Consider the following 13,267-nt stretch of genomic DNA (forward strand, 5'->3'; position numbering starts at 1 on the left):
GGGGGCGCAGGTCGTTTAATTGCGCATCCGCTTCCAGGTCTTCCAGGGTCTCAAAGATCACCGGGGCACCGCCTTCCGGCGGGGTGTATTTGAACTGCAAACCGGCGGCGACGGTGCCGGCGGCGACGGTGCCGGCTGCGCCCTCCTTCAGAACCAACGCCAGCGCCGTGGACGCCGAAGCCGGCGGGGCCGGATGGTAGTCCAACATCTCGACGATGCGGCGGACATTGTCCCACTGGGTCGCCGTACCGAGATACGCTTCGTTGGCGTAAGCGTCGAGGTGCTCGGTCAATACGTGGCAGGCCCGGGCAAAGCTGCGCGCGATCTCCCAGCCGTAGTCCTGCCGCTCACCGTGGTATTGGGCTTGGATGCGTCTTAGGTATTCGCTATTGGCGTGTGGCTCGTCGGCCTCCGGCGGCGGCGTCACCTGCAGCGCATTCCACTGTGGGAATTGTTCCGCCAGTGTCTCGCGCAGCGCCTCCAGATAGGTCACGGCGTTGCCGTCCACGTACCGGAACCGACTCAAGCCAGCGCGATTCCAACGGGTGAGGTCTTTCCGGTCGCTCATCCGCGCCACCCCCCATGCAGAACTAACCGGAAATAGCCCCGTTCGGGTCGATCCGGCCGGTTGTCGCACACGGCGATTTCCAAATCACTCAACACGATCTCGCCCGCAGCGGACTGATCCGGGTACTGCCCCCCCACGCGCTTGAAGCGATTCAGGCACACGCTTTGAACCCCGTCCAGATCCATCAGGGCCTGAAAAATATCCGCGGCGTAGAGCTCTTCGCCAAAACGCAGCCGACCGGGCTCGAAAAAGCCGCCGGGGTCCGTTCCCAAGGCCTGGGCCACGGCTCGACGCACTTCGGATTGGTAGTAGTCGCCGGTGACCTGGATGGAGATATCGAGATAGATTCCCACCGCCACGGCGCCCTGCAGAAACACTTGTTGCCCGGCCATGCGATAGGCGTCGACATAGGGCCGCAGGATGGTGCGGATAGTCGGTGATTGATCCAATGGCGGCAAGGACAACCCGCGCTCAGCGTGAAACTGTTCGATCTGCGGGCGCAGATCAGAGGGGTAATCGTCGATGGGGGTGTCCAGCTCGCGGTTGTTCCAGCCGATGATCGCCACGCGGACCAGTTCCCAGGAACCGCCCCATTCCGTCCAGGCCTGCGCCCGCAATACCAAAGGATGCTCTTCCAGCCGGATACCGTAGTCATCGGTGGTGACCATACGGTGTTGGGTGTGGACGGCACGGGGTCCAGCGTAGCGCGCCAAGTCCATGGCGTGGGGATTGTCCAACCAATACCGCGTGAGCCGATCGGCGGCGACTTGCGGGTCGGGGTCGCCCTCGATATCGCCCCGGGCGGTGGCCGTTGCAACCGCGTCATAGCCAATCATGCTCAACAGCCTTCGCACTGATTCCGGCCGTCGGGCTGTTTCCAGATACGATTCCGCCGCCACCCGGTCGGTCATGTCCGACAACTGATCCAGCACAGCCGCCAGGACTTCCACCAGGACCACCTCCAGATCCCCCGGCGTCCAGCGGCGACGTTCGGGAAACCGCGCCATCAGCTCTTCCAGCATGAACTGGGTAAAGCTGTCGTAGTCCCGCACCCGCCAGTCGAAGTCGTCCCCTACCTCGGGCAAGGCGTCGGGCAATTTAACGGTGCGCTCGCCGCAATCCGGGCATTGGCCGGTAAAGCTCAGCTCGGCGGTGGGTGTTTTCGCCATGGCCCTATCCCGTGACCTCGAATCGGTGACTTTCCTGGTGACCGATGGCCGCCAGGGTGTAGCTGATCACGACAAAGAGCTTCTCCTCCTCGCCGTACACGTCCAGAACCAGCGTTCGGGGGTCCACCTCTCCGTGCAGGGCCTCCGCCAAACTGGCGAGCAAGCGTTTCTTGGTCACTTCCCACAAGGGCGAATTGTTGGGTTCAAACACCAATGAGCGCACACCGATGCCGAATTCCGGTCGAAATACCCGTTCCCCCGGATCGGTGAACAGGACCTGCTCGATTTGCTCGCGCACGTGGGCCGCCCGGCCGCTGGTCCGAGCGCCGTCGGCCTTAACGCGGAACGGAAAGGCCAAATACCCCGGGTCGCTCAATCGTGGCATGACCAATCGCTCCTCAAGCCGTCATCACTTTCATGGACAAACTACTCATCTCGCCCTGGGGTATGGGCGGACCGGAGGGTCCCACGCCGGTGGGATGCACATGGGTGGCGAACAAGGTCAGAAAGCTCTGGCCTTTGATCACCGGCTCGCCGCCGGCGCCACCGAGCATGACCTGCGAACCCTCGATCACGATCTGCTGTCCTTTGACATTGATGCCCGAGGCGGCCATTTCGATCTTGTTGCCGTTGGCATCTTCGACCGTGGTACCGGCACTGGTCATGGTCAAGGTGTTGCCGTTGGCGTCCTCGACGATCACTTGCCCGCCGGCGGCGTCCAGGGTGAGCTTGGCGCCTTGGGCGTCGGTGATGGCCACGGTGCCGTCTTTATCCACCTGCATTTCGGCACCGGCCGGATGACGCAAGCTGAATTGTTCTTCGCCCTCGGCGTCGTCGAATTGAACGGTATGCCCGGACGGTGTGCGGAACAAGGTGGTGGTGGGCTCATCCAAAGCCGCCTCCGCCGGGACGGTTCCCGGTTGCCAGAAGGTGCCGGTCCAGATGGGCTGGGCAATATCGCCCTCTTCGAATTCCACCCAAAGCTGGGCACCCACCTCGGGAATGGCAAACATTCCCTGATTGTCCAAGCCGCCCACCGGCGCACACGGCAAGGCCCAACCCACCGGTTCGGAGGCCAGAACGGAAGGAACCTGGACCAACACCCGCCCGAGCTGCTCGGGATCGGCCCGATCCAACACAAAACCGCGGTACTTGCCGTAGTACTTGCCTTCGATTCGTTTGGCGAGTTTGGTCAGTAATTCTTCGTCCATCATGGCTCTCCAACGGTGCTCGTCACGATCACGGCCCGGTCAGGCATCGTCTCCGTAGGCATTGCGAAGCAATCGAAACGCCTGCCGATAGCCTTCGGCATCGAATCGGTGATTGACCTCGTCCACGTAGTACACCCCACCCATGGACTCGCCGACGCCGTCCACCCGCACGGGCAAGCCCACGCGCAGCACGTAGCCATAAAGGGTGCCGTCCAACTCACCCTCGGCATTGAGTTTCAGGGCGAACTCGTTGGCCTTGCGCTGGGCCAGGGCGGTCAGTTCCTCTTCGTTACGCCCACCCTCTTTGGACATGCGCCAGGTGAACGCCTCCAGCCCGGCCGCGCCGCTGTCGGCGGAACGGGTCCCCAACAGTGGCAAATCCGGTTCCACCACCACTTCGGTGACGCCCGCACCTTCCGGTTCTGCCAGTTCGAACGCGACCTGGTCGGGCTGATGACCGTCAAAACGGGTGGAAAAACGCAGGCAATTGGTGGACTGCCCGGCATAAACATTGATCGTGGGCTGGGGCTCGGCGTCCAACCGCATGGGGCCGAAGTACACATGGCCGGCCTCGAACAAGAGTTCGTAGCCGTTGGCCTCGGCCCGCCGGCGCAAGTAGGCGATATCGGTGGAATCCTGGTTTTGCTGCACCAACTCAGATTGGCCGGCGCCGTTATCGGGATCGGGGCTGAGGCCGTACTTGTCGGCGATTTGCTGAACAATGTCCTCATCGCTGACCGGCTCTTCCTCGGTGCCCCACACCACGCGAACATGTTCGCGGTCCAGCCGCAAAGACTCATCGCGACACTGCACCGTCAGCGTCGCGGCGTTTTGTTGCTCGGGGTAGTCCACATCGACCTGGCGGACATAACCTCGCATCACCTCTTCGGTTCGACTGCCGAACGCGGCCTCAATCACGATGGGCGCCCAGGGAATGAAAACTTCGTCGTCCAAAACGGTCCAGCGGCCGTGCTCGTCGCGGCGAATTTCAAAGCGCAACGTCGCCTCGGTGGATATTTGGCGGCCGGAATCCGCCGTGACCTCCGTCAAAAAAGGGTAGAAATCGGTGATTTCCTCACCATCCACCTTGATGACACATTCGGCCGGCTCACGGAACGAATCGGAAAATAAATCCAAAAGGCCCATTATTCGCGTGCCTTCGGGATCAGGATGACTTCACCGGCCATATCCTCGAGCACCACGTCGGCGCCATTGAGAAATTCCGGATTGGCATCGACGATTCGCCACCACAGCCGGTCGTCGTTGTAATAATGCCGGGCCAGCAAATCGAGCCGGTCGCCTTCGCGAACAGTGTGCTCCAACACACCGGTGGCCGCCCCGATGGTGCGGGGGCGAATGCCGTCAAACACTGCAGCGCCCTCCCCGCTAAAACCGGCCGTTTGGGCATAACGGGAATTCTTGCGGAACATTAGAACAGCCCCCCGATGGCGCTGCCGATGGTCCGGCCTGTATTGAGGGTTGCACCCACCATCTGCCGCACTTGCTCCACCGTCCAAAACGGGTTGTTGCTTTCGATGACCTGCAGGCCCAAGGTCGCTTCCGCGCGATAGGGAATAAGCGACGGCAAATGGGCCTTTTCGTCAACCCGAACGCTGGTGAGAAACACCGGCAGGATGTGCAAACCCCAAACGAATAACAGCACCGATGCCGACTCGTGGCGCTGGAATGCGCGTTCCCCGCCCAGCCCCAGGCTGGCCAGGGTTTGCAAGCCGCCAGGGCCTTGGGATTTGGGTGCCAGCATGGTGAATAAGGTATCGAGCTCCGGCTGAATCCCAAACTCCGTGGCAATCGCTTCGCCCGCGTCCATGCGATCGGTGGCATCGAGCAGTATGGTCAGGTTGAACGACTCCGGCTGCACCGAGACCCCCTGCGAAACCCGCGGAGTTTCGGTGGGTGAGACAAAGTCGTAACCGCCCCGGGTGCCAGGCGCATTGCCGGTTTCCACGGTGATGGTTCGGTTCCGGGTTAGCGTCTTGGGGTTAAAATCGAACACCAGCACTTTCGGCGGAATGGCCAAGGCGTATTCGAGCAACAAGCCGCGCGTGATATTCAACATAAGCTACTCACTCATCTTCCACGGGGCAGGAGGAGACACCGAACCGCCTCCGTTTTGATGGTCCGTCAGGCCGGCGTGAATGGCCCCGGCGATCTGCTCGGCGATGGCGGCGTTGCTGGCCGCCGGATCCACCGTCAGGGGCGGAATTTCCAAGCGTTCCAGGGAAACGGATGCGGACACACGTCGGGCGGCGAGCGCTTCGCCTAACAACTGGACGATCTCGCCACCCCGATGTTCGAACCCCGGCGGCAACCTCAGCGAGAGCCGGTCGATGTTCAGCACAAGCCTTGCTCCGGCAGATAAGGGGCGAGCGCACCCAGATCGCTGATCGACAGATCCCGACCGTCCTTGCCCAGCTCGCGCCAGACCGCGAGCGCAATGTGGTGGAGCCCGATGGGCTCCTCCGTTCCGGCGGCCAGCACCGCCGCGTGCAGGGCGGCGTTGCGAATGCCACCGCCGGTTAAATTCACGCTGGCGCCCAAAAAGACCGGGTCCACCGCCCTCGCCCGCGGCGCCGCGGGCGGCATCAGGTGCTGCCACAAGCGGGCTCTCGCCAGCGCATCCGGCCGGGGAAAGTCCATCACCAACTGGAACCGCCGGGCGAAGGCGGCGTCCAGATTCCGACGCAAATTGGTGGTCAAAATACACGGGCCTTCGTGGGCTTCGATACGGGCCAGCAGGTGGCTGACTTCCATGTTGGCGTAGCGATCCCGTGCCTCTTTCACCTCGCCCCGCTTGCCGAACAGGGCGTCGGCTTCGTCAAACTGCAAAATCACCGAGCGGCCATGGGCGGTGTCGAACAGCCGGTTCAGATTTTTCTCGGTCTCGCCAATGTATTTGCTCACCAACTGACCGAGGTCCACCCGATACAGCGGCCAGCCCAGGGCACTGGCGATGACCTGGGCGGCATAGGTTTTGCCCGTGCCCGACGGACCGGCGAACAGGGCCACCGGCCCCCCGGAGGGACGAGCGCCCCACTCCTCGAACACCGTACGACGGTGCTGAATCCACCACATAAATTCCCGCAACATGGCCAGCCGGTCGGGCGGCAAAATCAGCGAATCCCACGGCACCTCCCCCACCACAGGCCGGGCACCGGGGATCTTGGCATCGCCGGCGGGGCGGCGCAGCACCCGGGCGATCAACGCATCCGAGGGCCGGATGGGCTGGAAGGGATCGAGCGATTCCAGTTGCAACCATTGCTCGCGTCGCAGCGGCGCATCGCCGGATAAGGCCTGGTAGAGCAGCGCCGAGCCGCCGACATCCAAGGCCAACAGTTCCTGAATCAAGGCGGGGGTGGCGTAGGGCTGGGCCGCACCGATTTGCAGCCCCTGGTAGAGATAACCCAGCCGCGGCTCCGCCACCGGCGCGAGCACGCAGGCCAAGAGGTCGCACTCCAGGCGGCCCAAGGAGGCGTTCACCACCCGCTGCCATAAGCCCATCGAACGTGCGGCCTCGACCGCTTGTTGGGATTCTTTGAGTCGCGCCAACAGTTCCTCGGACAAATCGCGCCCCTGGCGCATCTCCGAAAGGCACTGCGCGAGCAAATCGATCCGGCCCCATTCGGCGTTCAAGGCATCGAGTTGTTCCAAATGGGTCACGGCGCTCATACCCCGTCCTCGTAGAGGGTCACGAGCAGCGGGTTACTCCGCACGGTGAGGGTATGACCATCAACCGCCCGGGTATAGCTGCGCTGGGCATGCAGTAACAGTTGCCCCGGTTGGTCGGAAAACGGCAGTACCAGTGGGGTCAACGCCGCATCATTTACCCGCTCCGGATCCAGCCAATCCGTGGCGACAACGACACTCACCGGATCGGTGATGGATTCCCAGCCGGCTTGTGCTGTCCAGGCCTGCCAGGCCAATTGCACGCTGGCACCGGACGCACCCACCGCCCAAACCTGCGGTACAAACCCGGCAAGTTCCGGCGAGCCGACCGGAAACGCCAGGCTTTGGCTGCATTGGCCATCGCGTACCCAACAGATCCGCGGTGCCCAATCATCCCGCGTGGCATCCACGCGGTGGGCCGCCACCGGAGGCGCCACGGCCTGACCTTGAAACGTCTCATCACGAGCGGAGAGTACGCCGTGTACGCTGTGCCCCAACTGGCCCACCAACGGGCTACCCAGCGCGCGCTCGCGAGGCATGACCGGTGCCAAGGCAAACTCGTAGGCGGCGGAGACGCGGTAGGTGACATCGCCCTGGGTGGACCAGAGATGATTGATTTCATCGGCCGTCAGCGGCTGGAAGATGGCTTGCACGCGAACGGATGCTCCTTCCACGTCCTGCAGCGGCAGGACGGGCGTCTCGTGAAACACCCGCATGACCTCGCCGATGAGGCGAAGATCGTTCTCTCCCGGCCCAACTTGGTCATCCTGAACACCGAAGGCGGTAATCAGGCAATGCAGCCGCAGCCGCCACGGATCACCGGGCAAGACGTCTGCATCGAAACCGCCGCTCTCGAAACGGTAGAAGAACAAGTTGATGCGGTGTTCGGTATCGGTCTCCGCCGGTGCCGCCTGGGCGGGGTTACCCAGCGTGACCCGGATGGAATGGTTGGCGGCGTCCAGCGAATCGCTGACAAAATCAACAATGGCGCGGGTGACGCGAGAGACCGAAGAGTGAGGTAGCGCCACGGCTCAGAGATTCCTCAGATACAGTCGACTGGCCAGGTTGCTGCGCCGCCCATCCCGCGTCTTGTGGGTCTTGGCGTTTCCCGCGCCCTCGGCGGCTTGGTGAACGATCATGATGTCCACTTGCCCGATACGCACCTGCGGCTCGGGTGGGGTTCGGGTGGACGGTGCGTTGATGCGCGGGCCGGCCCATCTCCCCTGAGGTTGGGATACCGTGGCCACGGCAGCACGCGGCTCGGCTCGAGCCACCGGCGACGGGTCCGTGGCCGCCGGTTTGTTGGCGCGCTTCGCATTCACCGCGGGACCGGCCGCTTCCCGCGAGATGACGGAAGGCGCCGTTGAGGGGCTACCCCCCTCGACCGCTGCGACAACGGGCGATTCAACCAACGGTGAGGGCCTTTCATCAACGCGTGCTTGTCCGGGCTCAACGCCCTCCGGTCCGTCGATGAGTTCGATACCCGATGATTCAGCTTTAGGCGCACCCGGCGACGGCACTGACCGCCGACCGGCATGATGCGTTGAAACGGCCTGGGACGGCTGTTCGGGCGCGGTGGCACGCATGCCGTTCGTTTGCGATGAAGCCTCCTGAGCGACCGGGGTTTCGGTGGGTATTGAAGCCGGCGAGTGCTGCCGGGAAGCCTTGGCCAAATCCGATGTTCGGGATCGCTCCGCAGCGAGAAGCGGCTTGTTGGCGCGCTTCGCATTCACTACGGGACCGGCCGCTTCCCGCGAGATGACGGAAGGCGCCGTTGAGGGGCTACCCCCCTCGACCGCTGCGACAACGGGCGATTCAACCAACGGTGAGGACGTTTCATCAACGCGCGCTTCGTCGGGCCCTGTCGGTGCCATAAGGTTGGGAGGGGCGGCAACACCCGCACGGGCCTCACGACCCGCTTGCCGTCTCGCTGGAATGCCATCACGTACCAAAGCATCTCGACCGATTGTGTCCACAGCACCACGTACGGCTGACGAATCGCCAGACGGTTCCGAGTCCGTTGCCACACCCGCAGCCCCACTGAAGGGAACATGCGACGACAACGATCGCGGTTCCGAATCCCGTTCGTGTTGACGCGCCGTAGCACCACTTTCCGACGCCGATCTGACCCCTTCCGCTAACACACCCTCAACGCGGCGGAACGAACGAAACGCCCGCTCCGAATCCGACGTCGCCTGCGCATCTTCCCGCGGGAGACCGCCTGACCACGAGGGGCTTACCGCCTGACGTTCACCGATTCGCGATCCCGGCTCCGCTTCAACGTCCGTCTCCGAGTTCTCCCCGAAAGACGGCGCGGCCGATGACTCGACCGCCGACGCATCTGTTTCCCCGAGCACGACACCGGCGCCCTCCTCCCAAGACGAAATCGCCGGCTCTGGCCCCGGCGATTGAAAATCCGCCATCGCGCGATCTGGACGAAACGCATCGCCCATGCCGTCGCCAGTAGAGGACAGAACGCGCGTCGCGTCCGGCGCTGCGCGGCGGTGACTGTCCTTGATGATGTCGGAAAAAAATCCCACGATTTTGATTGCCCTTAGATTCTTGTGTTCCGCGGTCCCGACTATTCGGCCATCCCCCGGGCACGATCGATCAGCCGTAAGTAACGTTTCCGGCGATGCCGGGGCATGGCCAGAATGTCCGCTTCGCGCCAATGGTAGTGGCTTGCCAATATGTGAATCTCTTCAAACACTTCCCCCTGGGCCAGGCTGAGACACCAGTAGGGATCCAGCTCCACGGTGTTATCCGCCCCGCAAACGGGGCACGGCGCTTGTGCCGCCAAAACCGGGGCCGGCGCTACGGATTCCAATGCCGACTCGACACGCAACCAGTCTTCATCGGTGAGTCGATTGAACCGGCCGGGGTCCGACTCCAACCCGGCGCACCGCACCAACAACGCTTGACGCGCGGCCTCATCGTCCAACTGGGCAATGACTTCCTGGTCTGCGCCGTTGGGCACCCGGACCTCCAAGGGCCCCCGACTGGTGGCCACGGTCACAAACGGGAACCCGGCAGCTGCTTCGTTACACGGCAACACCGATTGCTGAACGGAGAAATCGAAGCGCTCGTCGCACCCGGCACACTGAGCACTCAACCAGACCAGGTCGACCCCCATGCGGGCCGACAATTGGCGCATGAGAAATTGCCGGTCACCCACCGCCAAACTGGCGACCGCCGGGCGGTCGGCGGCAAAACCTCCCACTGTGGCCAACGCCAAGCTCAACACTTCCGATACCTTGGCCGGCAGGTTGGCCGCCGTTTCGTTCGCCTCGGCGATCGCCAGCTCCAAAGCACCGGTGACGGGACGAAACGCGAACTCGCGGTGCAGCGTGCCGGCCAGCCAAAGGCCACCGGGCAGATTCATCAGCTTTCAGTCGGTTCGGACACGCCCGTATCGCGCTGCCAGCCCTCGTGTTCGAGCTTGATGGATTGAATGCCCACGGTGTTCATGGTGCCCGCGTCCAGATCCGGCAAAGCCTGAAACTCAGACACCCACGCCCGGAAAAGACGATAAGAAATCGCAACTTGTCCTTGCAAATTCAATACGTTTATGACGATGTCTTTACGAAAGTTCTTAAGTGACATCGCCGCATCGCCTTCGATGTTGTTGACCAGGTTCGCCCAGTTCTCGAACACCGGGTCGTGGGTGAGACCCTGTTCCAGGGTCACGGCTTCGAAACTGGTGCCGCCCGGCATCACCCGTTCGTGAGAAGGATCCCCCGCGGTGCGCCATTTTACGGTCTCGGTGGTCTTTTTCAATGCGGTCATTTTCCTTAGACCGGCGACCGGTTGTCCGTCGATCAAAACCTGAAATTTGAAGGTCCGATACGGATCGTGACGATGGGTATTGACAGGAAATGTGGGTGCGGCCATGTGTGCCTCCTTGACACCGAAATCTTGCTTGAGCGGGTGACCCGGCGCGCAGCCCGATCACCCGAACGACTCAGCTCACTTACTGCTGACCAATTTTTTGTTGAATGCGGACGATCACGAACTCGGCCGGCTTCAGCGGCGCGAAGCCGACGATCACGATCACCTGGCCGCGGTCGATGTCACCCTGGGTCATGGTGTCGCCCAGGCCGCAACGCACGAAGTAGGCATCGGACGCTTTTTCGCCCTGAAACGCACCCGATCGATACAGGCCGTTCATGAACGAGTCGATATTGGTTCTAAGGGCCGACCAAAGACGATGGTCGTTGGGCTCGAACACCGACCACTGAATGCCGTTGTAAATACTCTGCTCGATCATGATCGCTGTCCTCCGGACCGGCACATAACGCCATTCCGGATCGGCCTTGGTAGCCAAGGTGCGTGCACCCCAGACCACCGAGCCGAAGTTGGGCAGGGAGCGCAGGCAATTGACGCCCAGCGGATTGAGTACCCCTTGCTCGGCATCTTCGACGGTGTACTGCAAACCGGAAACCCCCAACAAACCGGTTTCCACACCCGCCGGCGCTTTCCACACACCCCGCCGACCGTCGATCTTGGACCACATGCCCGCGGCGACGCCGCACGGGGGAACCAAAACCGTTTTCGGGGCGTTGGGGTTGCTGTCGGCGCTGTAGTACGGGTTGCTGGCTTTAATCCACGGATAGTAGAGCGCCGAATAGGTCGATGTGGGCAGCCGCATATCGCTGACTTGCTTTTCGGTGGTGAATTCCTCGTCAACCGGCGGATCGACGATCACCACCCGGCTCTTGGTCTTTTCGGCGTGGGCAATGGCGCTACTGATCACCGCGTTGCCGCTGCCATTGGCGGCCCAGCTCTGGCCGGGCAGACACAGAATGTTGATATCGCGGTATTTCAAAAATGCCGTAAACACGGCTTGGTAATCCGCCGTGCCGGGTTGGCTGCCATCGGCACCGCCCGCCAAGGTGGCCTCGGTACTGGCGGTTTGTTCGCCGGTGATCTCGGTACCACCGTTGGTCTCACCGAGCAGCAATATGGCGGCGGGCCCCACAGCCGGACTGACCACCACCGCTGACTCGGGCTTGCGTGAACCGGAGGTCAACACCAAGGCGGTACCCTCGACCACGCAGGTGAAATTGGCGCGGCGTTCGGCGGCCGAGGCACCGCGGACCTGCGCTTGAATGCGCGCCGCCAATGCCGACAAATCGCCGCTGTAATCGACCGCTTCCAACACCACGTTCAAAGGTGGCTGTCCATCCAACGCCACTTCCAGCGTGCGGTCCACCTCACTGGCGGCGGTGAAATCCAGGCTGGCGCCGGTGAGGTCACCACTGACGCTGGTGCCCAGAAACGAATCCGTCGGCAGCGTGACATCGTCTGCGTCGAGGAGGGCCACACTGACCAGTTCCGAGGCCCCGTTAACAACGCCCTTGATGTAACGCGGATTATTCGGATCCATGCTCAAGGCAAAAAAGCTCTCGCTGGCGCTGAACACGCCATCGGCATCCTTTCGACCGATCTCGACGTCGTAGGCCGCTGAATCGGTGGCATTAGCTGCCATCTGGACCACCAAACCGTTGCCCCAAACACCTTCGTTGATCGCGGTGAACGCCAGCACATGATCGGTGTCGCCCGCCAGCGGGTAGTCTAGGTATCCCACCGCGGCCGTCGCGTCCTTCACCAAATCGTCAGTCCAATCTTTGGTGATGCGAACGATATAGGCGGTGGTGCCCCCATTGCGAAAAAACGCCGCAACGGCATGACCCATGGGATCGCCCGCAGCTTGCTGTCCCAGATCGCGAATTCCACCGAATCGACTGGCGTAGTCGTCCCATTTGTTGATGCGCGTCGGTTCACCGAGCGGGCCTTTCACCGTGTAACCGACGAAAGCCGCGACCGAGGTCGCAACGCCTTCAATGGGCTTGGATCCGCTCGGGATCTCTTCGACGTACACGCCGGGGTGAAGATAGCTGGGCATGACGGATCTCCTGTGTCACGCAACGGGTGCGTTGTGATTGGGAATAGGGAATACCGAATAGAAACCGCTGAGAGCAATCGCCGAAGGCAACTGAGGGGGTATTTGATTCGTTGAAATACGCCAAGCCACACCCTGGTGTGGTAAGCGCGCAGAAGCGTGTGGCAAAAACGCTGGCAGCAGGGGCTACCGGTGCGAAAACAACTGCCATTCCCGAATGTCCTTATTGGGGTCGGACGCTTAGAATGTTGCGACGGTCAATTCACCCGGACGTTTGCAGTGCAAGTGCGCTTGCTTTAATAACGCCAGACCCCGTCGTATTCCGCTCAGTGTATGCAAGCGCCAGAGAACGTCAAGCGCGAACCTGGTCTCGAGTGCGATCTCGCGGCTTGTGGTTCACCGCGCAAACGATTGGCAGAACGACAAAAAATCAATTCTCTTATCCGCTGGCCCACGATTGTGCGTTGGACAACGAATTTTCGCGCATCACCCCCGCTTGCCCTGTGGATTCGCGCAGCCTCAATGCCGCGAATAGTGAGCATTCCGGTTGACCCAGATCAGTGAAGAAGTCCATACCGCGCTGCTAATCTAGGCTTCAAGTTGCGGGGATCAGTACATGCTTCGAGGCAACCGACAGATGAGTTGCTGATTCGATATCCCACGGTTGATCCCCCAACGCTAATTAACCAATCGAGGCCGATGCCGCTTGGTTAAATCGCTCCTCTCATGGAGA

Annotated in this window: 14 protein-coding genes; all 14 read right to left on the bottom strand. The window is 62.0% G+C overall.

Going from position 1 to position 13,267, the window contains the following annotated elements; genetic code table 11:
- Positions 1–568: hypothetical protein (locus tag SVU69_11725; protein MDY6943664.1), on the bottom strand; the 568-nt coding region annotated here is incomplete at its 3' end.
- Complete coding sequence (locus tag SVU69_11730; GenBank protein ID MDY6943665.1) at positions 565–1,737, bottom strand: hypothetical protein; 1,173 nt, start codon at positions 1,735–1,737, stop codon at positions 565–567. The genes SVU69_11730 and SVU69_11725, both read right to left, overlap by 4 nt.
- A 4-nt stretch (positions 1,738–1,741) precedes the next feature.
- Positions 1,742–2,122 (bottom strand): GPW/gp25 family protein, encoded by a 381-nt coding sequence (locus tag SVU69_11735; protein ID MDY6943666.1) that lies wholly within the window; start codon positions 2,120–2,122, stop codon positions 1,742–1,744.
- Between the two features lie 13 nt (positions 2,123–2,135).
- The gene (locus SVU69_11740) at positions 2,136–2,951 is read right to left on the bottom strand and encodes a phage baseplate assembly protein V (protein MDY6943667.1); all 816 of its coding nucleotides are present in this window, start codon (positions 2,949–2,951) and stop codon (positions 2,136–2,138) included.
- 36 nt (positions 2,952–2,987) lie between these two features.
- A complete protein-coding gene (locus SVU69_11745; GenBank protein ID MDY6943668.1) occupies positions 2,988–4,094 on the bottom strand; it encodes a hypothetical protein in 1,107 nt (368 codons plus the stop codon).
- Positions 4,094–4,378, bottom strand: coding sequence for a hypothetical protein (locus SVU69_11750; GenBank protein MDY6943669.1), 285 nt, complete (start codon positions 4,376–4,378; stop codon positions 4,094–4,096). Before SVU69_11750 ends, SVU69_11745 begins: the two co-directional genes overlap by 1 nt.
- The gene (locus SVU69_11755) at positions 4,378–5,025 is read right to left on the bottom strand and encodes a hypothetical protein (protein MDY6943670.1); all 648 of its coding nucleotides are present in this window, start codon (positions 5,023–5,025) and stop codon (positions 4,378–4,380) included. Before SVU69_11755 ends, SVU69_11750 begins: the two co-directional genes overlap by 1 nt.
- Positions 5,026–5,028: 3 nt before the next feature.
- Positions 5,029–5,307 carry a hypothetical protein gene (locus SVU69_11760; GenBank protein MDY6943671.1) on the bottom strand — a complete coding sequence of 93 codons (279 nt, stop codon included), beginning with the start codon at positions 5,305–5,307 and terminating at the stop codon, positions 5,029–5,031.
- Positions 5,301–6,635 (bottom strand): AAA family ATPase, encoded by a 1,335-nt coding sequence (locus tag SVU69_11765; GenBank protein MDY6943672.1) that lies wholly within the window; start codon positions 6,633–6,635, stop codon positions 5,301–5,303. Before SVU69_11765 ends, SVU69_11760 begins: the two co-directional genes overlap by 7 nt.
- Positions 6,632–7,660, bottom strand: coding sequence for a DUF4255 domain-containing protein (locus SVU69_11770; GenBank protein MDY6943673.1), 1,029 nt, complete (start codon positions 7,658–7,660; stop codon positions 6,632–6,634). The genes SVU69_11765 and SVU69_11770 overlap by 4 nt, the downstream gene beginning before the upstream one ends.
- Before the next feature lie 3 nt (positions 7,661–7,663).
- Positions 7,664–9,172, bottom strand: coding sequence for a hypothetical protein (locus SVU69_11775; protein MDY6943674.1), 1,509 nt, complete (start codon positions 9,170–9,172; stop codon positions 7,664–7,666).
- A gap of 41 nt (positions 9,173–9,213) precedes the next feature.
- A complete protein-coding gene (locus SVU69_11780; protein ID MDY6943675.1) occupies positions 9,214–10,014 on the bottom strand; it encodes a hypothetical protein in 801 nt (266 codons plus the stop codon).
- Positions 10,014–10,523 carry a phage tail protein gene (locus SVU69_11785; protein ID MDY6943676.1) on the bottom strand — a complete coding sequence of 170 codons (510 nt, stop codon included), beginning with the start codon at positions 10,521–10,523 and terminating at the stop codon, positions 10,014–10,016. Before SVU69_11785 ends, SVU69_11780 begins: the two co-directional genes overlap by 1 nt.
- A gap of 79 nt (positions 10,524–10,602) precedes the next feature.
- Complete coding sequence (locus SVU69_11790) at positions 10,603–12,537, bottom strand: phage tail sheath subtilisin-like domain-containing protein (GenBank protein ID MDY6943677.1); 1,935 nt, start codon at positions 12,535–12,537, stop codon at positions 10,603–10,605.
- Positions 12,538–13,267 lie beyond the last annotated feature (730 nt).

Source organism: Pseudomonadota bacterium (assembly GCA_034189865.1).
Taxonomy (GTDB): Bacteria; Pseudomonadota; Gammaproteobacteria; order UBA5335; family UBA5335; genus JAXHTV01.